18 protein-coding genes are annotated in these 25,937 nt (G+C 69.8%); 11 read left to right on the plus strand and 7 right to left on the minus strand.

Going from position 1 to position 25,937, the window contains the following annotated elements; genetic code table 11:
• The first annotated feature begins 170 nt into the window (after window positions 1-170).
• From CLV49_RS09565 to CLV49_RS09580, 4 genes are read left to right on the plus strand one after another with little or no spacing between them, the layout of a single operon-like run.
• Window positions 171-503 carry a PadR family transcriptional regulator gene (locus CLV49_RS09565; RefSeq protein ID WP_106563343.1) on the plus strand — a complete coding sequence of 111 codons (333 nt, stop codon included), beginning with the start codon at window positions 171-173 and terminating at the stop codon, window positions 501-503.
• Window positions 503-871, plus strand: a complete 369-nt coding sequence (locus CLV49_RS09570) for a DUF1048 domain-containing protein (RefSeq protein ID WP_106564996.1) — start codon at window positions 503-505, stop codon at window positions 869-871. Before CLV49_RS09565 ends, CLV49_RS09570 begins: the two co-directional genes overlap by 1 nt.
• Window positions 868-1,671, plus strand: a complete 804-nt coding sequence (locus CLV49_RS09575) for an ABC transporter ATP-binding protein (RefSeq protein WP_106563344.1) — start codon at window positions 868-870, stop codon at window positions 1,669-1,671. The genes CLV49_RS09570 and CLV49_RS09575 overlap by 4 nt, the downstream gene beginning before the upstream one ends.
• Complete coding sequence (locus CLV49_RS09580) at window positions 1,668-2,432, plus strand: ABC transporter permease (protein ID WP_106563345.1); 765 nt, start codon at window positions 1,668-1,670, stop codon at window positions 2,430-2,432. Before CLV49_RS09575 ends, CLV49_RS09580 begins: the two co-directional genes overlap by 4 nt.
• On the opposite strand, the gene CLV49_RS09585 is transcribed toward CLV49_RS09580, so the two are convergent.
• The 4 genes from CLV49_RS09585 to CLV49_RS09605 form a co-directional block, all read right to left on the minus strand.
• Window positions 2,429-3,565, minus strand: a complete 1,137-nt coding sequence (locus CLV49_RS09585) for a VIT1/CCC1 transporter family protein (RefSeq protein ID WP_106564997.1) — start codon at window positions 3,563-3,565, stop codon at window positions 2,429-2,431. The two genes, CLV49_RS09580 and CLV49_RS09585, sit on opposite strands and share 4 nt — an antisense overlap.
• A 252-nt stretch (window positions 3,566-3,817) precedes the next feature.
• The gene (locus CLV49_RS09590; protein ID WP_106563346.1) at window positions 3,818-4,303 is read right to left on the minus strand and encodes a MarR family winged helix-turn-helix transcriptional regulator; all 486 of its coding nucleotides are present in this window, start codon (window positions 4,301-4,303) and stop codon (window positions 3,818-3,820) included.
• Window positions 4,304-4,788: 485 nt separating this feature from the next.
• Window positions 4,789-6,285, minus strand: coding sequence for a catalase (locus CLV49_RS09600; RefSeq protein ID WP_106563348.1), 1,497 nt, complete (start codon window positions 6,283-6,285; stop codon window positions 4,789-4,791).
• Window positions 6,282-6,752 (minus strand): Fur family transcriptional regulator, encoded by a 471-nt coding sequence (locus CLV49_RS09605; protein WP_106563349.1) that lies wholly within the window; start codon window positions 6,750-6,752, stop codon window positions 6,282-6,284. Before CLV49_RS09605 ends, CLV49_RS09600 begins: the two co-directional genes overlap by 4 nt.
• Window positions 6,753-6,887: 135 nt before the next feature.
• Between CLV49_RS09605 and CLV49_RS09610 the strand changes: the two genes are divergently transcribed.
• Window positions 6,888-8,336, plus strand: coding sequence for a dihydrolipoyl dehydrogenase family protein (locus CLV49_RS09610; protein WP_106563350.1), 1,449 nt, complete (start codon window positions 6,888-6,890; stop codon window positions 8,334-8,336).
• A gap of 4 nt (window positions 8,337-8,340) precedes the next feature.
• On the opposite strand, the gene CLV49_RS09615 is transcribed toward CLV49_RS09610, so the two are convergent.
• Window positions 8,341-9,588 carry a HupE/UreJ family protein gene (locus tag CLV49_RS09615; RefSeq protein WP_106563351.1) on the minus strand — a complete coding sequence of 416 codons (1,248 nt, stop codon included), beginning with the start codon at window positions 9,586-9,588 and terminating at the stop codon, window positions 8,341-8,343.
• 185 nt (window positions 9,589-9,773) lie between these two features.
• Here CLV49_RS09615 and CLV49_RS09620 point away from each other — a divergent pair, with 185 nt between their 5' ends.
• From CLV49_RS09620 to CLV49_RS09640, 5 genes are all read left to right on the plus strand, one after another.
• Complete coding sequence (locus CLV49_RS09620) at window positions 9,774-10,430, plus strand: BMP family ABC transporter substrate-binding protein (protein WP_106563352.1); 657 nt, start codon at window positions 9,774-9,776, stop codon at window positions 10,428-10,430.
• A gap of 250 nt (window positions 10,431-10,680) precedes the next feature.
• Entirely contained in the window at window positions 10,681-13,818 is a 3,138-nt protein-coding gene (locus CLV49_RS09625) for an immunoglobulin-like domain-containing protein (RefSeq protein ID WP_106563353.1), read from the plus strand.
• A 141-nt stretch (window positions 13,819-13,959) separates the two neighbouring features.
• Complete coding sequence (locus CLV49_RS09630; protein WP_106563354.1) at window positions 13,960-19,014, plus strand: glycoside hydrolase domain-containing protein; 5,055 nt, start codon at window positions 13,960-13,962, stop codon at window positions 19,012-19,014.
• Between the two features lie 126 nt (window positions 19,015-19,140).
• On the plus strand, window positions 19,141-19,383 hold the full coding sequence (locus CLV49_RS09635; RefSeq protein ID WP_208019800.1) for a heavy-metal-associated domain-containing protein: 243 nt from the start codon (window positions 19,141-19,143) through the stop codon (window positions 19,381-19,383).
• 46 nt (window positions 19,384-19,429) lie between these two features.
• Window positions 19,430-19,858: an MmcQ/YjbR family DNA-binding protein gene (locus CLV49_RS09640; RefSeq protein WP_106563356.1), complete on the plus strand. Its 429-nt coding sequence runs from the start codon at window positions 19,430-19,432 to the stop codon at window positions 19,856-19,858.
• Window positions 19,859-19,940: 82 nt separating this feature from the next.
• Here CLV49_RS09640 and CLV49_RS09645 read toward each other — a convergent pair whose 3' ends face one another.
• Window positions 19,941-23,036 carry a M14 family zinc carboxypeptidase gene (locus CLV49_RS09645; protein ID WP_158261941.1) on the minus strand — a complete coding sequence of 1,032 codons (3,096 nt, stop codon included), beginning with the start codon at window positions 23,034-23,036 and terminating at the stop codon, window positions 19,941-19,943.
• A 465-nt stretch (window positions 23,037-23,501) separates the two neighbouring features.
• Here CLV49_RS09645 and CLV49_RS09655 point away from each other — a divergent pair, with 465 nt between their 5' ends.
• The gene (locus tag CLV49_RS09655; protein ID WP_106563359.1) at window positions 23,502-24,407 is read left to right on the plus strand and encodes a MerR family transcriptional regulator; all 906 of its coding nucleotides are present in this window, start codon (window positions 23,502-23,504) and stop codon (window positions 24,405-24,407) included.
• 201 nt (window positions 24,408-24,608) lie between these two features.
• On the opposite strand, the gene CLV49_RS09660 is transcribed toward CLV49_RS09655, so the two are convergent.
• Complete coding sequence (locus tag CLV49_RS09660; protein WP_106563360.1) at window positions 24,609-25,931, minus strand: acyl-CoA dehydrogenase family protein; 1,323 nt, start codon at window positions 25,929-25,931, stop codon at window positions 24,609-24,611.
• Window positions 25,932-25,937 lie beyond the last annotated feature (6 nt).

Consider the following 25,937-nt stretch of genomic DNA (forward strand, 5'->3'; position numbering starts at 1 on the left):
ACCACGCGTCGAGGAGTGGCGGGCTGATGAGGTGTGGGCGGGTCCGGTCTGCACATCGCGAGAATATCGCGACGACCGAATCGAGTGCGGTACTCGGTGTTGCTATCTACCGGTACTCAGTGTTACTTTGTACCGGTAGTCAGTGACACCGAGTAGATAGAGGCGGATCGATGGCCAACCAGATGACGGAGATGCTCAAGGGCACCCTCGAGGGCATCGTGCTCGCGATCGTGGCCGCGCGCCCCGCCTACGGGTACGAGATCACGGTGCGGCTGCGCGAGCAGCTCGGCTTCGCCGACATCGCGGAGGGCACCGTCTACGCGCTGCTCGTGCGCATCGAGCAGCGCGGCTTCGTGGACGTGGAGAAGGTCCCCTCCGAGAAGGGGCCGCCCCGCAAGGTCTACTCGCTCAACAGTGCCGGGCGCGACCAGCTCGGAGAGTTCTGGAGGACATGGAGCTTCCTCGCCGAACGTATCGAACAGCTCCACCAGGGAGAGAACTGATCATGGCCAAGTGGATCGAGCTCGTCACCGGATCGCTCGAGCAGAAGAAGCAGTACCGGCAGCACAAGGCGCGGATGGAGGCGCTCGCCGAGCCGTACCGCGGCGCCGCGAAGGCGCTCGACCGCTACCTCATGTACTACGCGGGCGTCACCGACGGGGACACCCTCGTCACGATGATGGGCGACGCCGTCGACCTCTGGGAACGCGCGGCCGTGGACGGAACCCCCGTGCGCGCCATCGTCGGCGACGACCCCGTGGCCTTCGCCGAGGACTTCGCGCGCGCGTACAGCGGCACTCAATGGATCGACAAGGAGCGCGCCCGCCTCGTCGCGGCGATCGAGGATGCGGAGCGGGGCGAGACGCGATGATCGCCGAGCCCGCGATCCGCGTGGCGGGTCTGCGGAAGTCGTACGGCGACCAGGAGGTGCTGCGCGGCGTCGACATCGAGGTCGCGCGGGGCAGCATCGTCGCCCTCCTCGGGTCGAACGGCGCGGGGAAGACGACCGTCGTGCGGATCCTCTCCACTCTGCTCGCCCACGACGGCGGCTCCGCCTCCGTGAACGGTTTCGACACGGCGACGCAGCCGCGCGACGTGCGTGAATCCATCAGCCTCACCGGGCAGTTCGCAGCCGTCGACGAGATCCTGAGCGGCCGGGAGAACCTCGTGCTCGTCGCCCGCCTGCGCCACCTGAAGAACCCGGGAGCGATCGCGGACGAGCTGCTGGTGCGGTTCTCGCTCACCGACGCCGGGCGTCGACGAGCCGGTACCTACTCCGGCGGCATGCGACGGCGGCTCGACATCGCGATGAGCCTCATCGGGAACCCGAGCGTCGTGTTCCTCGACGAGCCGACCACCGGACTCGATCCGCAGGCGCGCATCGAGGTGTGGAACACGGTGCGCTCGCTCGCCGCCGCTGGCACGACGGTGCTGCTCACCACGCAGTATCTGGAGGAGGCCGAGCATCTCGCGGACCGCATCGCGATCCTGCACGAGGGTCGGATCATCCAGAACGGGACGCTCGCCGAACTGAAACGCCTCCTTCCGCCCGCGCGGACGGAGTACGTGGAGAAGCAGCCGACCCTCGAGGAGGTCTTCCTTGCGATCACGGGCGCCACGGCCTCGGACGACCGTCGCGCTCACGACACGACAGACGGGACGGAACGATGACCACCAGCAACGTCCTCGGCGACTCCGCGATTCTCACGGGGCGCTCGCTGCGCCACATCCTGCGCAGCCCGGACACGATCGTCACCACCGCGGTCACGCCCGTCGCGCTCATGCTGCTGTTCGTCTTCGTGCTCGGCGGCGCGATCGACGCCGGGAGCGGCTCGTACATCGACTACATGCTGCCCGGCATCCTGCTCATCACGATCGCCTCGGGCATCGCGTACACGTCGTACCGGTTGTTCCTTGACCTGCAGAGCGGCATCTTCGAACGATTCCAGTCGATGCCGATCGCTCGCTCGAGCGCGCTGTGGGCGCACGTGGTCACGTCGCTCGTCGCGAACACGATCTCGATGGTCGTCGTCGTGGGGGTCGCACTGCTGCTCGGGTTCCGCACCGGGGCGAGCGTGTTCGGCTGGCTCGCCGTCGCGGGCATCCTTCTGCTGTTCACTCTCGCGCTCACGTGGGTCGCGGTGATCGCGGGGCTGTCGGCATCGTCGGTCGACGGGGCGAGCGCGTTCTCCTACCCGCTCATCTTCCTGCCGTTCATCAGCTCGGCATTCGTTCCCACCGACACGATGCCCGGGCCGGTGCGCTGGTTCGCCGAGTACCAGCCGGTCACGTCCATCGTCAACGCGATCCGCGACATCTTCGCGGGGCGACCGGTGGGCACGGACCTCTGGGTCGCCCTCGCATGGTGCGTCGCGATCCTGGTGGTCGCGTTGGTCGCGGCGATGGCGCTCTACCGCCGGAAGGCGCGCTAGCCCACCGAGGTGCCGAAGAGCAGCCCGAGCACGTAGGTGACGGCGGCCGCGCCGAAGCCGATCGCGAGCTGGCGCAGCGCGCGGGCGAGCGGCGAGGCGCCCGAGAGGATGCCGACCGACGCGCCCGTGAGCAGCAGCGCGAGACCCACGAGACCCGCGGCGACAGCGATTGCGCCGAGTCCGGAGAGGCCGAACAGGTACGGGATCACGGGGATGATCGCGCCGGCGGCGAAGAGGAAGAAGCTCGTGATGGCCGCGCTCCACGCCGTGCCGATGGACTCGTGCGCGTCCGCGTCGGCGAGTTCGGCGTCGTGGCCGATCGCCATTGCGCCCGTTGGCGGGCCATCGGCGCTGTGGGCGATCGAGGCGAGCACCTCGCGGGCGTGAGCGGTCGCCTCCTCCTCGCTCATGCCGCGGGCGCGGTAGACGAGGGCGAGCTCGTTCGCCTCCACATCGAGGTGGGGGAGAGCGGTGCGGGCGCTGGGGTCGGGGGTCGACGCCTCGAGCAGCTCGCGCTGCGACCGCACCGACACGTACTCGCCGGCGCCCATCGAGAGGGCCCCGGCAAGCAGCCCGGCGATGCCCGATGCGAGCACGACGGAGTTGGCGACGCCCGTCGCACTCATCCCCACCACGAGGGCGAGGTTCGAGACGAGGCCGTCGTTCATCCCGAACACGGCGGCGCGGAAGCTGCCGGAGAGACGGGAGCGACCGCGCTCGGCGAGGCCGCGCACGACCTCGCCGTGGATGCGCTCGTCGGCGGCCATCGCGGGCGACGCGTCCACGTCGGCCTCGTAGGGCGAGCGCGCCTCCGCCCGCTGCATGAGGGCGAGCACGAAGACGGAGCCGTACCGACGGGCGAAGAACGTGAGCAGTCGAGTGCGCAGATCCGTGGGGAGGGGGCGCCCGACGCGCTCGCCGAGGAGGTCGATCCAGTGCTGCTGGTGGCGTTCCTCCGCCTCGACGAGGCCGTTGAGGATCTGCTGCTCCTCGCCGGAGCGACGTGAGGCGAGGTCGCGGTAGACGGCGGCCTCTGCGCGTTCGTCCGCGAGATAGCGGCGCCAGCGGCGGACCTGGGCCTTGCTGGGGGAGACGGCGGCACCGTGGGCGTCGACCTGCGTGGGGGTGGGGATTCCGGTCACGGGAGTTCTTCCGGTCGGGCGACCGGCAATCACGAGGGAGGACCGGCCACGGGTGGATGTGTGGCCGAAGGTCTCGCTCGCCCGGTGACCGGGTGGGCTGCCGGGTGCCGGTCGTCGTGACCGGCTCCAGTATGTCGACAGACCCGCTGCGACCCGCCGTTCCGATCCGGCTGAGCCGGTGTGTCGTGGCGGACGCTCGGAGCTACTCCCCTTCGCTCCGTCCACTATACCGACCGCGGTGCCTCACGGACGGTTCGCTGCGGCGGTGACCGTGTGGAGTGTGCTGCGGAGAGCGGTCAGCTGGGCCGGGTCCATGCCGAGGGATGCGGCGACGCGCTGAGGGATCGACTCGGCCTGCGCGCGGAGGGCGCGGCCCTCCGTGGTGAGCTCGATCACGAGCACGCGCTCATCCGTCGTCGAGCGACGGCGGGCCACGAGACCCGCGGCCTCGAGGCGCTTGAGGAGGGGGGAGAGCGTCGCCGGTTCGAGCGCGAGGGTCGCTGCGAGGTCGCCGACCGAGCGGCCGTCCTCGCTCCACAGCGCGAGCATGACGAGGTACTGCGGGTGCGTGAGCCCGAGCGGTTCGAGCACGGGACGATACAGCGAGAGGACGCTGCGCGACGCGACCACGAGGGCGAAGCACACCTGGTTCTCGAGGGCCAGGAGGTCGATCTCCTCGGGGGCGTCGCTCTCGGTGGCCGCGGGTACGGAAGTGGGAGTCGTCGTCATGTCCCCATCGTATCAAATTAGTGAGTACACTAACGGTTATGGCACGAAACACTGGAGGCGCAGAGCGACAGCCCCGACCGCGTATTCGCGAGGTGGGCTTCACCAATTGGTTGAACGCGACGCTCTTCCCCTGGATCGGGCCTCCACCCGTCGGTCCGTATGACGAGGAGCCGTTGCCACCGAGCTCGGCCTCGGCGTGCCCGGTCTGTGGTGCGCCGATGTCGGAGCATGTCGTGGACCGTTCCGGCCCGCGCACGATGCTCCACTGTCCGCGCGCCGCTGCATCGTAGGATCGACGACGGCCACCGAGGAGTGGCGGGCTGCGAACCGTTCGGGTCGGTGCCGCGCCCGCCGCTCCTCGGTGGTCCCGGTCTCCCCGCCAGGCGCCCCCACCACATGCAGCTTTTGAGCGTGTTTCCGCCGTTGTATCGGTGGAAACACGCTCAAAAGCTGTATTCGGGCGGTCGGGAGAGGAGGCGGTGGGGCTAGCGGGCGACGGGCGCCGGGGTGTCCACGAGGGTGGAGCGCGGGGTCTCGATCGGGTCGAGCGCCTCGGCCACGCGGCGACCGAGCGTCACGTCGACGTTGCTCCAGTACGTGATCACGCGGTCGCGCAGCTCGGGGATCGTCACCTTCGACACGTGTCCGGCGATGTTCGACACGAGACGATCGCGGGCTGCGTCGTCCATGACCTCGTTGACGAGCGTGCGGGGCTGCACGAAGTCGTCGTCCTCGGGGTGCAGGGTCACGGCCGAGCGGACGAGCTCGCCGTCGTTCTGCCAACCGCGGTCGTCGCCGTGCGCTGCCGGGTCGGCGTGCGGGCCGCCGTACGAGTTCGGCGCGTAGACCGGCTCCTCGGGCGAACGGTAGCCGTGACGCATGGCGCCGTCCTTGGAGTAGCTGTTCGTCTCCGTGTGGGGGCGGTTCACGGGCAGCTCGGCGTGGTTCGTGCCCACGCGGTAGCGGTGCGCGTCGGCGTAGCTGAAGATGCGCGCCTGCAGCATCTTGTCCGGGCTCGCGGCGATGCCGGGCACGAAGTTCGACGGAGCGAACGTGGCCTGCTCGATCTCGGCGAAGTAGTTGCCGGGGTTCCGGTTGAGCGTCATGCGGCCGACCGGGATGAGCGGGTAGTCGCCCTTGGGCCACACCTTCGTGAGGTCGAACGGGTTGAAGCGGTACTCGGCCGCGTCCGCGTACGGCATGATCTGCACCGAGAGGTCCCAGCTGGGGTGGTTTCCGTCGGCGATCGCGTCGTGCAGGTCGCGGATGTGGAAGTCGGCGTCCTCACCGGCGATCTGGTCGGCCTGCGCCTGCGTGAGCGTCTCGTGGCCCTGCGCGGTGCGGAAGTGGTACTTCACCCAGAAGCGCTCGCCCGCGGCGTTGATCCACTGGTAGGTGTGCGATCCGAAGCCGTCCATGTGACGCCACGAGGTGGGGAGGCCGCGGTCGCCCATGAGCCACGTGACCTGGTGGGCCGACTCGGGCTGCAGGGTCCAGAAGTCCCACTGCATGTTGTGGTCGCGCAGGTGGCTGCCCGGGAGGCGCTTCTGCGAGCGGATGAAGTCGGGGAACTTGATGCCGTCCTTGATGAAGAAGACGGGGGTGTTGTTGCCGACGAGGTCGTAGTTGCCTTCGCTCGTGTAGAACTTGAGCGCGAATCCGCGCGGGTCGCGCCACGTGTCGGGGCTGCCCTGCTCGCCGGCCACGGAGGAGAAGCGTGCGAGCATCTCCGTCTCGACGCCCGGCTGGAAGAGCGCGGCGCGCGTGTACGCGCTCACGTCATTCGTGGTCGTGAAGGTCCCGAAGGCTCCACCGCCCTTGGCGTGCACGACGCGCTCCGGCACCCGCTCGCGGTTGAACTGGGCGAGCTTCTCGACGAGGTAGTGGTCGGTGAGGGCGATGGCGCCGTCAGCGCCGACGCTCTGGGAGTGCTGGTCGCTGCCGACGGGCGCTCCGGAATTGGTGGTGGTGTGGTTCGTCACAGATGGACTCCTCGTGTCGTAGGTGTTTTCTGGCCGGAGAAGGATGGGGTGGGGACGGCGGCGCAGTCGCTGCACAGCCCCCAGAAGGTGACCTCGGCGGTGTCGATGCGGAATCCGCTCGTCGCCGACGGTGTGAGGCAGGGCGCGTGGCCGACGACGCAGTCGACGTCCTCGATCGCGCCGCAACCGGTGCAGACCACGTGGTGGTGGTTGTCGCCGATGCGGCGCTCGTAGCGCGCCGCGGACTTCGCGGGCTCGATGCGGCGGACGAGTCCGGCCGTGGCGAGCGCCGAGAGGATGTTGTGAACCGACTGGATCGAGACGTCGGGGTCGGCCTCGCGGAGGAGGGAGTGGATCGTCTCGGCGTCGGAATGCGGGGCGTTCTCGAGCAGCGCGAGGACCTCGAGGCGTCCACGCGTGACGCGCAGGCCGGCCGAGCGGATGTCGGCGGAGAGGTCGGTGGTCATGTCTCCAGGCTAGTCGTTATCGTGAACGACTCAAAACAAGGCTGCCCTTACCCGGGGGATCGTCAGCCGACTCCTCGGCGGCGCACAGACGGCAACCCCCGGTGGTTTCGCAGTGCTCCGCGGGAGAATCGGAGCATGACCACGACGACCCCCGAGACCGCTTCGAACACCTCCTCAGATGCCACGCAGCACTACGACGTCGCCGTGATCGGCGCGGGTCCCGCGGGCACCGCAGCCGCACTCCGGGCCGCGGAACTCGGTGCCTCCGTGGTCGTGCTCGAGGCGGGACGGCTGGGCGGCACGTGCGTCAACACCGGCTGCGTGCCGACCCGTGTCCTCGCGAAGACCGCCCGTCTCGTGCGGGAGACGCGTTCAGCCGGCGACTACGGCGTGCACGTGAACGCGCCGACGGTCGATTGGGCGGCCGTCGTCGAGCGCGTGCATGAGCGGGTCGACGCGGTCCGCTCGATCAAGCGGGAGGCCGGTCGTTTCGCGGAGGCGGGCGTCGACCTCATCCAGGAGGGGCGGGCGCGCTTCGTCGACGACTCCACCCTGGTTCTCGACAGCGGCCGCCGCATCTCCGCCACGTCGATCCTCGTGTGCGTCGGCGGGCACTCGCGGCGACTGCCGGTGCCGGGCAACGAGCTCGCGACCGTGCCGGAGGACGTCCTGTCCCTCCCGGAACTCCCACGCCGCGTCGCCGTGATCGGGGCCGGCAACACCGGCGCGCAGCTCGTCACGGTGTTCAACGCGTTCGGCTCCGATGTGACCCTGCTCGACGTCGCCCCGCGCATCCTCATCGCGTCGGACGCGTCGATCGCCGAGGTCGTCACGACCGCGTTCGAGGGCCAGGGCGTCGATGTGCACACGGGTATCTCCACGGTGGAGAGCCTCGAGAGGGCCGCGGACGGTGCCATCACGATCACCTGGAAGGAGGGCGACGAGTCGCTCTCCCGCGAGGTGAACGCGGTGATCATGGCCACCGGGTGGCCGGCCGACGTCGAGGACCTGGGTCTCGAGAACGCCGGCATCGAGGTGGTTCGCTCGTCCATCCCCGCCGACCGCTACTTCCGCACGAGCGTTCCGCACATCTTCTCCATCGGAGACGCGAACGGGCGCGACATGCTCGTCCAGGCCGCCCAGTTCGAGGGCGAGGCCGCCGCGGAGAACGCGGTGCTCGGCGCGAACCGGCGCACCCCGCACCACCTGCTGCCGGCGGGCGGATTCACCGACCCGGACTACGCGGGCGTCGGCCTCACGCAGGAGCAGGCGCGTGAGCAGGACCCCGGCTGCGTCGTGGCCCGGGTTCCGTTCTCCGCCGTGGACCGCGCGGTGATCGACGACCGCGAGAGCGGCTTCCTGCTGCTCATCGCCGACCGGCGCCGCGAGCTGATCCTCGGCGCCCACGCGGTGGGCGAGAACGCGATCGAGGTCGTCCAGTCGGTCACCACGGCGATGGCGTCCGGGGTGGATGTGGCCACGCTCGCGAACGTGCGCTTCGCCTACCCCACCTACAGCGCGGTCATCGGGATGGCCGCGCGCGTGCTGCTCGCGGAGGCAGCCGTGGCGGTCGACCGCGACTGAGGGCTCACTCCCACCCGGCGATGCGTTGGACGAACCACACCAGTCCGAAGATCGCGACCCCCGCACTCAGCGCGACGCTGACCCACAGCGCCAGGCGGGGCACCCGTCGGCGGAGGAGCGCGAGGAGCGGGAAGACGACGAGGATGATCGCCACCTGGACGGCCTCGATGCCCACGTTGAAGACCAGGAGGGACCACAGGAGCGACCACGACCAGGCCTCGTCGATGCCGAGCGCCGAGGCGAAGCCCATGCCGTGGATGAGGCCGAAGAGGAACACGACACCCAGGCGGATCCACCCGCTGCGATCCATCCCGAGAGGCCCGCGGCGCTCCGCCGGGTCGTCAGCGTCGGCGTCCCCCCTCCCTCTCCACATCCGGACGAGGGGCCACGCGGCCACGATGGCGATCGACAGGGCGATGATCGGCTCGATGATCGCTGCCGGAAGGGTGAACACGTGCAGCGCCGCGAGGATGAACGTGATGGAATGCGCCACCGTGAACGCGGTCGCAGCCAGGACGATCTCGCGCAAGCGGCGGGAGCCGGCGATGAGCGCGAGCAGGAACAGGACGTGGTCTATGCCGAAGAGCAGGTGCTCTGCGCCGAGGACGAAGAACTCCCACAGCCGCGTGCCCGCGCTCTGCCCCACCGAGAACTCCGGGTTCTCGGCGTCGATCACGGCGCTCCCCGAGCCGCCGGCGAGGTCGTAGGTCAGGATCGTCTCGGTGCCCATGACGTACTGCTCGGCATCGGGGAACAGCCCGCTCGTGACGGTGATCTCACCGTCGGCCGACGCACACGCGGCGTCGAGCGTCAGCACCGCGTACGGCACTCCCTGCTGCTCGGTGATCCCGTACCCGCCGACCGGCGAGAGCTCGCAGGACGCGTCGGCCGTCGAGACGGTGAACCGGTCGGACACGTAGGCGAGCGTCGTGTCGGCGTACGTGTCGAGGACCGTCGCCTGCTCCTCTGCATCGCCGTACTCCCATGCGGCGGTGCCGTCCTGGAAGAGCGGGTCGACGCGTTGGGCGTCGGCGGCTGAGACCACGAGAAGGTCGTACTCGAGCTGCAGCTCGACGTCGAGGTGGCCCTGTTCCGAGCCCTCCGCGAGGTCGGCGTAGACGACGGACGAGATGCCGTGCGCCGACGCCGGCGCCGCGCCCAGACCGACGATTCCCGAGATCCCGGCACCCAGAACGGCGGCCCCGGCGAGCAGGACCGAGGCCCGACTGCGACCGGGGTGGGGGGATGTCATGGTGCTCCTCTTCGTTCGCGGCCCGCGGATCGTCCGGAGCCCTTGGGCACTCTGTCGTCGGCCGGTGAACGGGAGACCAACGCCGGGGGAACGAGGACGGACATCCGCTCCGCCCAGGCCGGGCGTTCACCGGGCGGTCACGTGCCGGTCACCTCGTCGATGCCGGCCCCCTGTTCACTGACGCGGTGTCGACCTGTCTCCGTCCCCTCCGCCGAGCGGCGTCGCTCTTCCTGGCCGCGGCATCCGCGCTCGCGCTCGCCGCGTGCGTCTCCGCCCCGGACGGGTCGTCCGCGCCCGACGGCTCGCCCGTCCCGCCCTCCACGGTCCCGTCCGACGCAGTGGGAGTCCTGCCCGCACCCGGGAGGACGATCGACGCCGCACCGCCCGAGACGGGAGACCTGAGCGGCTACAGCATCGCCGTCCTCATCCCCGACGACACGGAGGCGTCTCAGACGCTGCTCGATGCGACGCGGGCATTCGCGGACGCGAGCGGGGCGGAGCTCGAGGAATTCCCCGCCGACCCGGCGGGCGACGATCCGGTCGGCGATGCTCTGGCGTCCGCGGTGGCCGCGGACGCGGACCTCGTGGTCGGCCTCGGGGAGGGTGTCGTCGGTGTCTTCGACGTCGAGACGGGCAAGATCCTCGACCAGCAGGTCCTCGTGGTCGGCGGGCAGCTCGCCGAACCCACCGAGAACGTGACGGCCGTGATCTGGCCCGGTGCCACGTCGCGGGAGCCGGCCGACGACGGGAGTGTGACATCGCAGCGCGGGATCGACGCGCTCGGTACCGGGATCGAGAGCATCCGAGCAGGACTGACCGGGGTCGTCCTGAGCCTGGGTTGACGCTCCGGACGACCACGTTCCGGCCCAAACGGAAGACGTCCCACCGGTCTCGCACCGAACTCCCTGACGCTTCACAGGTGGGACACGCGCCGTTCATCGACCCGTCTCGTGCTCGTCACGATGAGCCCCAAGGGTTGCGGAGGGGCGCTGGGAATGCGCCCTCTCCTGCCCTCTTTCTCCACACCCACGATTGGCCTGTGACATCTTGCTGACACCTCAATCGACGCCGGTCCCCTCGGCTTCGTCCCGAATGATCAGGAACGGGAGACGCGGCGTCGCCGGTCTCGTCTTGCTCTCGCTCACCGCGGGGGGACTCGCGCTGGCGAGCCTTCCCGCCGCCGCATCCACGCCCACCGTGCTCGCGGCCGCCAGCGGCATCGCCGCCGAGCCGGTCCGGGTCCAAGCCGAGGACTACACCGGCGACAACGGCAACGGCCTCAAGAAGGAGACGTCGAGCGACTCGACGGGCGCCTCACTCGGCAACGTCGGCGGCACCTGGGACGGCGGCGAGCTCACCTACGACAAGGTCGACTTCGGTTCCGCTCCGCTGTCGTCGCTGACGGTGCGTTACGTCAATAACTCGGGCCGCGTCGGCGCGAACCCGTCGCTCGACTTCTACATCGACGAGAAGACCGACGCGAACAAGATCGCGACGACGGCGCTCCCGGTCACCGGGACCAACTGGCAGTCCTACAACACGACGACCGTCGACCTCGCCGCCGAGGTCTCCGGCGAGCACACGCTCATCGTGGTCATGCACGTGACCGCCGATTCCGGTCACCCGTACGTCGGCAACTTCGACTACTTCGAGTTCACGGCCGCTCCGTTGCCCGAGTCGTACCTCACCTCCGCCGATCCCTGGTCGTACTCGGACAACGGGACGGACCCGTCGGGCGACGGCTCCCTGTCGTGGACCACGGCCGCGTTCGACGACTCCGCCTGGAAGAACGCCGCCGGATCCTTCGGATCGAAGCGCGGAGCCGCGGATCTCGGTAACGGTTTCGTCGCCAAGACGCTCGTCCAGTACGCGAAGACCGGTTCGTCCGACACGATCGAGACCTACCACTTCCGTAACGAGTTCGAGGTCCCGGCTGGTGACCTCGCGCAGATCGAGGCTCTCGAGGGCACCGTCACGTACGACGACGCCGTGCGCATCTACGTGAACGGCGAGAAGGTCGCAGGGTTCGTCGACGACCGCGTGAACGGCGCCGCGAACCAGAACCTCACGTACGCCGGAAGCAGCGGCGGCGACCCGGTGACGAGCACCTTCCAGATCCCCGCAGACGCCCTCCAGGCGGGCGAGAACACGATCGCGATCGCGCTCTACCAGGACCGTGCGTCGAGCAGCGACATCTACCTGGACCTCAAGAGCCTCGTTCCGACGGTGGCGACCCCGGAGCCGACCGAGGCCACCATCTCGGACCTCGTGCTCGGCGTGGGAGCGACCGAGGCCGAGCGCACGCTGGCCTGGTACTCCGACGTGGACGTGCCCCAGGCGGCCCAGCTCGCGAAGAGCTCGACCGTCGTGGACGGAGCCTTCCCGGACTCGGCACGCACCATCGAGACGACGAAGACCGGCGGCACGACGAGCGGCGAGTACTTCCGCGACACCACGCTCGACGGGCTCGAGGAGAACACCGAGTACTCCTACCGCGTCGGAAGCGACGACAAGGGCTGGTCGGACGTGTACACGTTCCGCACGCAGGACTTCTCCGGGGACTTCTCGTTCTTCTTCTTCGGCGACCCGCAGCTCGGCGCCTCTGGCAACGCCGTGGCCGACGCGGCCGGGTGGCAGGACACGCTCGACGTGGCCACCCAGAGCTACCCGGACGCCGAGCTCCTCTACTCCTCGGGCGACCAGGTCGAGAGCGCGTCGAACGAGCAGCAGTACGAGCTCTTCCTCCAGTCCGATCACCTGCGGGAGCTGCCCTTCGTGGCGAACAACGGAAACCACGACGTGGGATCGAAGGCCTACGAGCAGCACTTCAACCTCCCGAACGAGGACCTCACGGCCGGTGCCGGTTCGGCCACGTCGTCGGGTGGCGACTACTGGTTCATCTACAAGGACGTGCTGTTCCTCAACATCAACTCGAACAGCCGCGACTACACGTCGCACTACGCGTGGATGGACAAGGTCATCGCGGAGCAGGGTGACAAGGCGAAGTGGAAGGCCGTGTCCTTCCACCACTCGCTCTACTCGGTGGGACCGCACCAGGACGACGGTGACGTGATCGACCGTCGCAGCACCATGCCGGAGAAGATCTCCGAGCTCGGCATCGACCTGGTCCTCATGGGCCACGACCACAACTACGCGCGCACCTACCTCATCAAGAACGGCCACAAGGCCGACGAGAACGAGGTTCCCGCGGCGGTCAAGGTCGAGGCGAAGGACGGCGAGGTCATGTACGTGACCGCGAACTCCTCGAGCGGCTCGAAGTACTACGACACCGAGAACCCGGGTGCGTGGTGGGCCTCCGTCATCAACCAGGAGAAGGTGCGCAACTACACCGTCCTCGACGTCTCGGACGACGAGATCTCGGTGCGCACGCTCCGCAGCCAGCAGAACGGTTCGGAGAAGCCCGTGAACAGCGTCGTGGACGAGGTCACGCTCACGAAGGACGCCGCTCCCGAGTTGACGGTGCCGGAGGACGGCGAGGTCGAGAAGGGCGCCGAGTTCGACCCGCGCGACGGGGTCTCCGCGACGGACAACGTCGACGGCGACCTCACCGAGGCGATCGAGGTCGCGGGCTCGGTCGACACCGCCACAGCCGGCGCGTACACCCTGACCTACACGGTGAAGGATGCTCGCGGCAACACGACGACCGCCGAGCGGATCGTCACGGTGGTCGCTCCGACGGATCCCACGGACCCGACGGACCCGCCGGTCGATCCGACGGACCCGCCGGTGGACCCGACGGACCCGCCGACCGAGCCGGGCACCCCCGAGCAGCCCACCACCACACCGGCCCCGCCGGTCGCGGACGGGTCGGACCTGCCGGAGGACCTCCGCAACGCGGTCGACGTGACGGTCTCGGGTCGAACCGTGAGCATCACCGGTCTCACCGCCGGCGAGTGGTACTACGTCTACGTGTACTCCGCGCCGACCGGAATGGGCTGGGTGCAGGCCGACGCCAACGGCGCAGCGACGGCCACCCTCCCGGCTGACCTCGACGCAGGCGCGCACCGCGTCGCCGTGCTCGACGACGCGGGCGCACTGATCGGCTGGTCGCAGTTCGTGGTCGCGGCGGACACCGGTCCCGGCGACGGCCTCGCCGTGACGGGTTCCGACGCGGCAACCGCCTGGGGCTCCGTGGCACTCGCCGCGCTCCTCCTCGCCGGTGGCGGCGCCCTGCTGATCGCCCGTCGCACCCGCATCACCCAGCGCTGACGCGCACCCCGTCGGGGGCCGGCTCGCGCCGGTCCCCGACGGTCCCCGGGCGGATGTCCGCCCACCCACGCTGCGCCCGACCTCCGCCGCGCCCACTCACGGGCCGCGTCCATCCACGCCACCCGGGAGAACCCGCCACCCATGTCCACGTCACCTCGTTCCCGACGCCTCCTGGCCGGAGGGCTGCTCGCCGCGGTCCTCGCATCCGGCCTCGTGCCGGCCTCCGCGATCGCCGCCCCCTCGCCCGCCGAGGGCATCGACTACGCCGACCTGGTCGACGCGTTCATCTCCACGGAGGACGACTTCGGGCAGGACATGCCGGGAGCCTCCGCCCCCAGCTCGATCGTCAAGATCAACCCCATGACGACGCCGGGTCGCTCCCACAGCGGCTACGACTACGCCGAGGACCAGATCGCCGGTTTCACCCACACGAATCTCGACGGCGTGGGAGGGTCGGGCGGTGGCGGTGATCTGCTCGTCGTGCCGACCTACACGAGCTACGCGAACGTCCCCACGACCGAGTCGTACGCCAAGGACTACAGCCACGACGCCGAGGACGCCGAGCCCGGCTACTACGGCGTGGAGCTCGAGACCGACAAGGGCCCGATCCTCGCCGAGGCGACCACGGACGTCCGCACCGGCCAGGAGCGCTACACGTTCCCCCAGGCCGGAAAGGCCTCGCTCGTCGTCGACCTGCGCAACAACTTCACGCGCCGTAACGACGCGTCGATCGACGTCACGACGCTCGCCGACGGGCGCGTGGCGCTGAGCGGGAAGATCGCCGGCCACTTCAACGGCTACGACTACGCGATGTACTACTACGTCGAGACGACGGACGCGACGTCGTCCGTCCGCACCTGGGGCGCCTCCGGCTCGCTCGGTTCCGCGACGCACCAGGACGGCACCAACCTCGGCGCCGTGCTCGAATTCGACGTCGATGCGGGCGAGCAGGTGGGCCTCGAGGTCGCGATCTCCCCGATCAGCGCGGCGCAGGCGAAGACCGACCTCGCGGTCGAGATGGGCGACCGCGCGTTCGAGGACGTGCGCGCAGACACGAAGGCGGACTGGAACGAGATCCTCGGCCGCCTCGCCGTGAGCGCCTCTCAGACGAGCGACCCGGACGGCGATCTGCAGGAGCTCTTCTACACGCATCTCTACCGCATGTTCGGTCAGCCCGTGAACGCGACGAGCACGAGCGGGACCTATCGCGGTCTCGACGGCGAGATCCATGAGGCCGACGGATACACGCACTACGACGGGTGGGGCACCTGGGACGACTTCCGCAAGTTCGAGGTGCTCGCGATCGGGTATCCCGAGGTCTTCCGCGACATGGCGCAGTCGCTCGTCGACCTCTACGCGTCCTTCGCGACGAGTGGGAAGAGCTCGCTGTCCGGTGTGGTCCACTCCGTCCCCACGGTACGGTTCGAGCGCGCAGCCGTGGTGATCGCCGACGCCGTCGCCAAGGGCGCCGAGCTGCGCGGCCTCGAAAACGCGTGGCCCGCTCTCGTGTCGCAATCCGCCGGAGGCTATGCCGACCCGGACAACGTCAAGCGCGGCTACATCCCGAACGAGGTCGACGACACCCTCGGGGCCGCCTACGACGACACGGCGCTCGCGACGATCGCCGACGCCCTCGGTCGGACCGAGGAGGCCGACGGCTTCCGGCTGCGCGCGGCGAACTGGACGAACCTCTACAAGAAGGACGCGGTGACCGTCGCAGGCGGCGACACCGCCGGACTCGTGTTCCCGAGGGATGCGAACGGTTCGTGGGTGAACGCGAACCCGGAGGCGTTCGAGGCCGGCAACGTCTACCAGGGCACGCTCTGGCAGTACAACTGGACGGTCGCGAGCGACATGGGCGGCATGATCGACCTCATGGGCGGCCAGGACGAGACCCTCTCGGCACTGAGCTTCATGTTCGGTGAGCAGGCACCCGACGACGGCTCACGCATGCTGTATTCGAGCGCCAACGAGACCGATCTGCAGGTGCCCTACCTCTTCAACTACGTGGGCGCGCCCTCGAAGACGCAGCACTGGGTGCGCTCCCTCTATACGAAGGAGACGTGGAACCGGTACATCGCCACCGGGTCCACGGGGGAGTACCCGACGAGCGGCGGCGAGTTCCGACCCCCGATCAAGACCAAGGTCTACAAGAACTCGCCGCAGGGCTTCCTGCCCACGCAGGACAACGACACCGGGGCCATGTCGGCCACGTTCGTCGCGGCGGCGCTCGGGCTCTACCCGGTGCAGGCGGGCTCCGACTCGTACCAGATCGGCACGCCGTTCTTCGAGAATGTGCAGATCAGCTACGAGTCGGGCCGCACGTTCGACATCAGCGCGAACGGCGTCTCGCCCGACGACTACTACATCCAGTCGGCCACTCTCAACGGCCAGGACTTCGAGCGGACGTGGGTCACGTACGACCAGCTCACCGCCGGAGGCGAGCTCGCGTTCGAGATGGGCGATGAGGCCTCCGACTGGGCGGCCGATGGGGTGTCGGCGTCGTCGCTGAGCGACGTCCTCCCGAGCTCGGTCTACGACCCGACGAGCGCGATCTCTGTCGCTTCTCGCGAGTTCAGCGAGAGTGAGGCCGGGGACGGCTCGGTCGGCGACGAGATCGCGCTGACGCTGCGGAACGGCGCGTTCGCCGGCACGAACGGCGACGATCTCGCGGCAACCGGAGCGATCTCGGCCGACAACGTGCCGGCGGGTCTGAACCTCGTGGCGACGCGGACCGGCGACCGCGGAGTGACGCTCGCGCTCACGGGCCAGGCGGAGACGCACGGCGCACTCGACAGCATCGACGACCTCGAGCTGAGCGTCGCCGACGCGGCCTTCTCCAAGAAGCCGTCCACCGGGACGCGCTCGTTCGCGTTCAAGGTCACGTTCGATGGTGCCGCGCTGCACGCAGAGAAGACGGCGCTCACGGCGTCGGCCGACGGCACCGTCGACACGTCGGTCGCGCTCACGATCAGCGGTGCGGCGTTCGCCGGCGTGAATGGACGGGACCTCGTGGCTGATGGCGTGCTCACCGTCCCGGGCCTCCCCGCCGGCGTCACCGCGACCGCGGTGAAGCGGGACGCGACGACGATCGACCTCCGGCTGCGGGGATCGCTCGGCGACCTCCAGCGCGCACGATTCGCGCTCGCGTTCACCGACGCGGCGTTCGTCGGCGCTCTCGCGACTGAGGTCAGCGGAGACGGCATCTCGGGCCTCGGCTCGTTCACACTCGCCGTCGACCAGCAGTGGCGCGCCAAGCTCACCGCCCTCGTCGAGGAGGCCGACCTCGTCGTGAAGGGCGCATACACGACGAGCTCGTTCGACACCTTCACGGCTGCACGGGATGCTGCGAAGACCGCCCTCGCGAACGACCAGGCGACGGACGAGCAGTTGCACTCCGCGCACACGACCCTGACCCGCGCGGCTGCGGGCCTGACGATCGCCGACACGTCGGACGAAGTGCGCCTCGACGGCACGCTCTACGGGGAGGTCCGCTTCGACGACGACTTCTCGACGGATCGACTGTCGGAGTACACCGTGTTCGGTGACGGAAGCGAGGCCTCGGCCGACGTCTCCGTCGACACCGCCGATGGCGCGCTCGAGGCAACGGCCGACGGCCGGCGGTGGAGTCACATCGCACTCCCCGCGAGCGGCGGGGAGGACTTCGCCCTGATCGTCGAGCCGAAGAGCTTCGCCGGAACGAAGGCGGCGGAGGACAGCCTGTTCATCGGCCTCACCGACGGACCGTCGAACCGCGCGCACAGCTGGTTCAACAACACGCGAACCGAGAGCGGCATGGATGTGGTCGTCGACGGGCAGGGCAAGGACATCGGCGCGGGTACCTCGACGGGCGTGGTCTGGAATCCGGGAGACCGCTTCGCGACGGTCGTGTCGGACGGTGTGATCACGTCGTGGATCGAGGAGGACGGCACGTGGCGGAAGCTCCGCTCGGGTGATCTCGGTTCGCAGCTGACGGCCGAGCAGCTCGCGGGCTGGGACCCCACACTGAGCCTGCGCCTCGACCCGGGCACGATCTCCATCGATCGGGTGACGCTCCTGGCGGCGTCCGAGGCTGTCGCGGTCGATCCGGTCCGCGTCGAGGCCGAGGCCTTCACCGGGTCGAGTGGCGGCTCCCTCGTCGCGGAGGGCACGAGCCCGACCGGCAATGTGGGAGGCACCTACGACGGCGGACGGCTCACCTACGCCGACGTCGACTTCGGACGGGGCGAGCTGACGTCGCTCACGGTGCGCACGTCCACACGCGACGAGCGGGTCGGAGCGAATCCGCGACTCGAGTTCTACCTCGACGAGCCGAGCGAGGCGAACAAGGTCGGCGAGGTCGCGCTGCCGAAGACCGGCGGGTGGGGCACCTACGTGACCACGACCGTCGATCTCGCGGAGGCCGTGTCCGGTCGTCACACCCTCGTGGTCGTGATGCACTCCGATCCCGTCCCCGGCCAGTCCTACCAGTACGTGTCCAACCTGGACTGGTTCGAGTTCGCGCCGGAGGAGGGAGAGGTGCCGCCCGCCGACCTCACGACGCTGCGGGCCGCCATCGACGGCGCCCAGGCGATCGTTGAGCATGAGGAGCGCTACGTCGCCATCGATGTGGCGGTGCTCCGCTCCGCTCTCGACGAGGCCGAGCGCGTCGCCGCCGACCCCGACGTGACGCAGCCCGAGGCCGATGCGGCAGCGCGCATCCTGACGGCTGCGACCGAGCAGATGGTGTGGAAGGTCGTCCGGCAGCTCCCGGGTCTGATCGAGCAGGCCGAGGCGATCGACACCGCTCCGTACTCGCCGGAGAGCGTGGCGGCGCTGGCGACAGCGCTCGACGCGGCGCGCGCCGTGGACGAGGGTGCGTCGTTCGAGACCTACACCGCGGCGGCTGAGGGGCTGCGGGCTGCCATCGCCGGGCTGGTGGAACCCACGGACCCCACGGACCCGCCGGTCGACCCGACGGACCCGCCGGTCGACCCGACGGATCCCACGGATCCGACCGATCCCACGGATCCGACGGGACCGACGACTCCGGCCGATCCGACGGACGGTTCGACCGGTGAGGCGGACGGGGGCGGCTTGGCCGTCACCGGAACCGATGGCGGCATCGTCTGGGCCGGCGGCACGCTCGCCGCCCTCCTGCTGGCCCTCGGCGCGACCCTTGTGATCGCGCGTCGCCGCGGTTTCGCCTCGCGCTGATCCCGAGCCGACCCGCCGCCCCGAGCCGACGTGCCCGGGGCGGCGTTGCTCGATCGTGGACGTGGGCGTATCGTAGATACCCCACCCGGGTACTCGATGGAGTGCCCACGATCCGCGAGGTGCACCATGAGCTCGACCGAATCCGCCCCCACCCTCCACGAGGAGTACCTCGTCGCCGGCATGACGTGCGGCCACTGCGTCTCCGCCGTCACCGAGGAGCTGTCGGCGATCGACGGCGTCGAGGGTGTGGACGTCGACCTGAACGCGGGCGGCGTCTCCCGCGTGGACGTCACCGTCTCGCGCCCGCTCGCATCGGCCGACGTCGAGGCCGCGATCGCGGAGGCCGGTTACTCGCTCGCCGGCGCCTGATCCCTCGACCGCGTCCGACGTCGGCGGCGGGCTGTAGCCTCTCCGCATGGAACGGCAACACCCGCTGCTCTTCGAGGAGGGCGACCCGGTGGTCGCGCGCGTCCGCGCGCTGTGCGCTCCGTACCCCGAGTCCGCCGAGGTCATGGCGTGGGGGCGTCCCACGTTCCGCGCGGGGAAGAAGATCTTCGTCACCCTCGGGTCGTCGATGCAGCGTCCGCACGCGATCGTCGTGAAGCCGGACGCGGAGGAGCGGCGAGCCCTGCTCGAACTGCCCCGCATCTTCGTGCCGCCGTACTTCGGCCCGGGCGGATGGATCGGTGCTGACGTGGACGAGTCGCCCGAGACGGACTGGACGTTCATCGCCGAACTGATCGACGCGTCGTACCGCCAGGTGGCCCTCAAGCGCCAGATCGCCGCTCTCGACGCGCATCCCGTGGTCCCGATCGTCGAGGCGACGACGCCCGCCCAGGAGTAACGGCGACCACACTGGAACACGACGACGCCCGGTCGCGGGACGGCTGTCCCACGACCGGGCGTCGGTCGATCCGAGCGGGTTCCTACTCCTCGGTCACACCCTCGCTCGCTCGGCGCATGCGCTTCGCGACCACGAGGCACGCTCCGAAGAGCAGCAGCGCGCTCGCGAGGCCGATCACGGGGAGTGCATCGTTCGCACCCGTCACCGCGACACCCTCGCCGGGACCGGCGGCCCCGTCGCCGGGGTCGCCCGCGCCCGGCTCACCGGTTCCCGGCTCACCCGTTCCGGGCTCCTCTCCCGGCACTTCGGCGGCGAGGACCGTGAGGTCGTCCCAGCCGATGAGCGCGCCGGTCGCGTCCTCCACGGCCACGCGGTGGACGGCCGCCGTCGTGTCGGCGGGGATCGTCACCTCGAAGGTGCCGGCGGCCGACACGACGTGCGTGCCGAGGCCGACGGGCTCGGAGAAGAGTGTCGCCGTGAGCTCCTGCTCCGCGAGGGATGCGTCGACCGTCACCGTGATGGTGTCGCCCGCCGTGGCCTCGGCGGGAACGCTCACGCCGCCGCGGGTGTCCTCCGTGAGGTCCTCTTCCGTGATCGGCGGCACGACGGCCGTGCCGGGTCCGGCCGACCAGTAGAGCGCGCTCGCGATGTCGCCGAACTGCCCGACCGGGTGGTTGCGGAAGGTGGGCGACGTGCCGAAGAGGAAGAAGCGGCTGCCCGCCTCCGTCTCCGACGAGATCGCCGACGCCTGTCCCGCCGCGTCCGCGGGGGAGCGGCCGTCCGAGGTGGCCCAGTGGCCCGAGACGAACACGTCGCTCGCGTAGCTCTGCTCCACGGTGACATCGTCGCCGAGCCCTACGAACCACGTGGCCGGGTAGATGAACGCGGTGTCGGCGGTGTCCGGCCCGAAGACGCTGCCCTCGGGGGTGTCGACGCGCACGATGCCGTTCGATCCGCTCGTGCCCGTGGTCGCGGTGACCTGGGCGAGCCCGTTCGTGTTCGCGAACGTCGCGCCGCCGCTGCCGCGGGCGACGACGTCGCCTCCGGCCGCGAGGTACGCGGTGAGCTTCTCGGCTCCCGCAGCGTTCTGGCCGGTGAAGCTGAGGTTGCCACCGAGGAACAGCACGTCGAGGGTCGAGAGGTCCACGGCGCCCGAGGTGACGAGCGCGGCGCTCACAAGCACGGGCTCGTCGAAGCCGAGCTTGAGGAGCACGTCACGGTCGTCGGTCGTCGTGTATCCCACGGAGAGCGAGCGGAGCGACGTCGTCGACTCCTCCCGGAGCGCGAGTCCGTCGGTCGCCGTGAAGTCGACCCCGAACAGGGAGGCGGCCTCCTCGGCGGCGGCGCGGCTCGCCGCGTCCTTGCCGAGCACGACCGTTCCGTCCTCGAGCTGCGAGAGCGGGATGCCTGCGTCGAGCAGGGCCGTGACGGCCTGCCATTCGGCGGTGCCAGCGGGCTCCAGAGCGAGGTACGGGCCGCCGTCGGCGACCGAACCGCCGAGGTCGACCTCGGTCACCGGCTCGACCGCGACGGTCACGGCCGCGTCGGTGGTGTCGCCGACAGACACGACATCAGCGCCCCAGAGGAGTGAGAGGCTCCACGCGGAGATGTCGTACATCTCGGAGATGCGGTCGGAGATGTCCGTCCCGTCGGCGAGCAGCACGTTGGCGAGACCGCGCAGCGGCTGGTGCATGTCCACGAGGAACGTGCCGGCCGGGTAGGTCGTGCCGTCCGCCGTGAACGGAGCGGTGGCGCGGGTGACCTCGACGTCGTTCACGAGGAGCTGCTCCACGAGCTGCTCGGCGTCGGAGCGCGAGCGCTGAGAGCCGTCCACGGGGATGACGTAGGCGCGCGGGAACGTGGCGTTGTAGATGTCCGTCTCGTCCCAGATGTCGGTCCACTCGGTGGGAACGCCGGGGGCGAGGTCCTCGGGGGCGACGTCCGCGGGGATCGGGGTCTGCTCGGCGCCGGTCACGCCGCGGTCGAAGATCTCGATCTGGTTCGCGAGCAGCGGGTCGCGGTTGTCGACGACGTACTCGATGATCGAGTCGATGACGACCTCGGCCACCTCGGTGTCGATCGCGGAGTTCTTCTTGCTCGTCTCGGGGTCGTTTGAGCGTCCGAGGGGCAGCTCGACGGTGTTCGTGATCGCGCCCTGGTACGCCACGTACTGCGGGGCGAAGATCGGGGGCCAGTCGTCCCAGCCCTCGCGGATGTCGCGGTAGGGGATCAGGATCTTGCCCGTGTTGGTCGTGGTCGGGTTGCCAGCGCCGTCGTCGTACGTGTTGCCCGGGATGTCCGCCTCGGCGACGGCCTCCTCCACCGCGAGGGCGGCGGAGTAGGCGTGCGGCAGGAAGAGGTCGTACTCGTAGTTCTCGCCGTGGGGCGGCCCGCACGGCTCGACCTGCAGGATGCCGGTGTAGCCGTGGAGGTCCACGAAGTAGGTGGGCTGGATGCGCCCGGTGATGTCGCGCAGCGCCGTTGTCGTGTTCGTCGCGTTCGTGATGAAGTCGCGGTTCGGGTCGTAGCCGTTCGCGGTGGCGCGGGTGCCGTTGAAGCGGCCGTCCGGGTTCGCGGAGACGGTGAAGTAGAGGCGCGTGGTCTCGAGGAGCTCCTTCACCTCCGGCTCGCCCGACGTGTCGACGAGCTGCTCGATGTAGTTGAGCGTCGCGTCCGTGCCCTCCCACTCGTTGCCGTGGATGTTCGAGTTGAACCAGATGGGCAGCTTGTAGCCGTCGGCGATGGCGGCGCTCTCGGCCGCGACGCCCGGGGTGTGCTTGATCGCGTCGCGCCATGCTGTCTGCTGCGCGGTCTCCTCAGCGGTCTCGGGCGCCGTGACGGTGACGAGGTAGAGGTCACGGCCCTGCTCGGACTGGCCGATCACCTGGGCGGAGACGTACTCGCTCTCGGCCATGAGGTCGTTGACCTTCGGGGCGATGTCGGCATAGGGCACGGCTCCGCGGAAGAGGGAGGCGTCGGTGGGGTCGGCCGGCACTTCGGTGAGCGTCGGCTGCACGGGGTAGCTCGTGGGCAGCGCGACGCCGCCGTCGGTGCGGACGATGGGAACGGTCGGGGCATCGAGGATGCCGGGATCGGCCAAGGCCGATGGGGCGGACAGGAAGACGGCTGATGCGGCAACGATGACGCTGCTCGCTCCGGCCACGACACGTGTGAACACGGAGGTCTCTTTCGTTCGAGGGCACGATGGAACGACGAAACGCACGCGCCGAGGCCGGGAGGTGTGCCGGATGGAGAGCGGTGCGGTGGCCTGAGCGGCCGGAGGGGCTGTCGTTTCAACCTAGGGACGCTATGTTTCGCCAGTGTGTCTGCTGAGGTACCTGAGCCGTCGCGGGGTGTACCCAGTTCGTGGGCCACGGAGACGGATCTGGTCGTATCGCCGCGATCCCGCGCACGATCGATGCGTGCGGCGCACCGCTGTTGATTCGAGTGTGCGTCGTCCGGTTAGAGCTGCCGAGGACGGGCGGTGTCGATTCTCAGGACGTGCGCGACGAGGGCGTGGTCACCAGGGCGGGCTCGTCGTCCGTCTGTGCACGGCCCGATGCATCAGAACTCGAGTTGCACCTTCCGCAGCGTCATGTGATGCAGTGGATTCACGTCCGGCTTCTTGAGGAGGGCTCCTACGATGTTCCCGTTCACCCCACGTCAGGTCAGGATCGGCGACGCGGCCGCGTTCGTCGGCACGACACCGCGGGCGATCCGTCACTACCACGCGATCGGTCTGCTCCCCGAGCCCGAGCGCGGCAGTGACGGTCGTCGTCGCTACGGCTATGAGGACATGATCCGATTGCTGTGGATCCGCACGATGGCCGACGCCGGGATCGCCCTGAGCGACATCCGTGATGCGGCCGCGGACGCCGCTCCGTCCGATGCCGACAGTACGCGGGACATCGAGGGCGTCCTGGAACGGTTGGACCACACCCTCGCCGCCCAGGAGGAGGAACTGCGGCGGCAGCGCTCCGCCGTCCAGCGCATGCGCACGCGGGGCAGCCGGATGGGGCTCCTCTCCGATCTCGTCTCCGGTCGCCTCGAGGGCCTGCCGGAGGGCTCGTTGCGGCAGGAGGACCTGGACACCCTGCTGGTGACGGAGCGGATTCTCGGTCCACTCGGCGCGGCCGTCCAGGCCGGCCGTTTCGTCGCCCTCGCCCGACACCCGGAGCTCCGGAAGGAATCCGACCGCGTCGACGCGGCGGAGAAGGCCCTCGACGATTCGGTCGCCGTCGACGACCCGCGTGTGGCGCAGGTGGCCGCCGAACGCCAGAGGTTCGAGGAGTCGCTCCACGCGGTCATCGAGGCGTCCGGTCAGACCCAGGAGGACGAGGCGATGTTCGACGCATGGGACGCCGCGCATCCCGAACCCGACGAGGGCGGCGGCGAGGCCGGCCGCGCCTCCGGTCGCGCCTCCGGCCGTGGGCCCGACTCGATGAGCGCCGTCGGAGCCATCGGGAAGATGCCGTACGACTTCTCACCCGCCCGCCTCCGGAGTATGGAACTCGCCCTGGAGCTGGCGATGAAGGACTCAGCGGTCTGACGGGCTCGCACCGTCGGGTGTTCGTCAGTCGGCCGGCTCGACGTAAGCGGTCAGGACCACCGACTGCATGGTCTGCCCGCTCCCTGACAGGGTCCAGTCCGTGTGAGGGCTTTGGGGTGTGCGGCGCGTCGTCGAGGGCTGCAGATACGTCCCGAGGGCGCCACATCTAGGTGGCGCCCTCGCTCGGGAGTAGCCCTTTCGTCAGGAGGGGGTGGGGGCGGTGCCGATGTTCCAGATGAAGGGCGGGGGCGTGCCGTTGATGGACCAGTCGCCCACGATGCGTGCCTTGTAGATCACGGGGTTGTGGGAGGCGACGGTACGGGCGTTGCGCCAGTGACGGTCGAGCGCCTTCGCGCGGCTCGTCGCCGATGCGCCGAGCGTGTTGAAGACGAGGGTCGCGGCCCGCGGCACCGACTCCGACAGCACCACCTGGGCCTGCGCCGAACGGATCTCCGCGAGCACGTTCGCCGCGAGGTCCTCGTCACTGTCGCGCAGGTGTGCCGTGTCGGCCGCGCCCTGCACGGCCTCGGCCACGCCGCGGACGAGCGTGCGGGCGGTGTAGGCGACGGACGAGATCTCGCCCACCACCGCCTGGATCTGCGCGTCGTCCCGCACGAGCGATGCGACGCCGTGACTGTACACGCGGGTCCGCTCGCGGATCGCCTGCGCGGTGTCGCGCTCGGTGGCCGCGGCGACGCCCGCGAGCACCGCGAGGAGCACGAGCTGGTAGAGCGCGGTCTGGTAGCGGAAGCGGTCGTCGAAGAGCGCCACGTGCGCGTCCTCGACCTCGGCGTCGGTGAACACGATCGTGCCCGTTCCGGTGAGCTGCTGGCCGAAGCCGTCCCAGTCGTCCGAGATCGCGACACCCGGCTGGCCCGTGCGGACGATCGCCGTGACGGCCTCACCGTCGCGGTCCGCTGTCACGTCGGTCCACTCCGCGAAGATGCTGCCCGTCGTGTAGAACTTGCGGCCGTTCAGCACCCAGCGGTCGCCGCGGCGTTCGAGTTTCGTCTGCGACGTGCCGAGCGCACCGGCACCCGTCTCGCTCCATGCGTTGCCGACGATCTCGCCCGCGGCGAATCGGCGCAGCCACGAGTCACGCTCGCCGCCGGGCGCCGCCTGGAGGCGGTCCTCGACGAACGCGATGTGGCCACGGAAGATCTGCGGCAGGTTCGAGTCGGCGGCCGCGAGTTCCACGAGCACCTCGGCGAGCTCCGGGATGGTGAGGCCGTCGCCACCGAAGTCGGTGGGCACGCGGAGGCGGGCGAAGCCCGCGTCGACGAGCCAGCGAACGGGCTCCACCGGGAGCGCGTGGTCCTGCTCGCGCGCGATCGTGCCCTCCGCGATGCGGTCGAACACGGGACGCAGCCGCGCGAGCACGGCGTCGAGCCGGGTCGGTGCAGCGGGTCCGATTCCCGAGGCGGGCCCGTCGACAGGCTCGGGGCCCGTGTGGTGGGCGACCGAAGCCGCTTCCGTTTCCGAGGACGGTGCGCGGAGCGTGTGGTCGGTGTGTGTCTGCGTCATCGCGGG

This window comes from Labedella gwakjiensis, assembly GCF_003014675.1.
GTDB classification, from domain to species: Bacteria; Actinomycetota; Actinomycetes; order Actinomycetales; family Microbacteriaceae; genus Labedella; species Labedella gwakjiensis.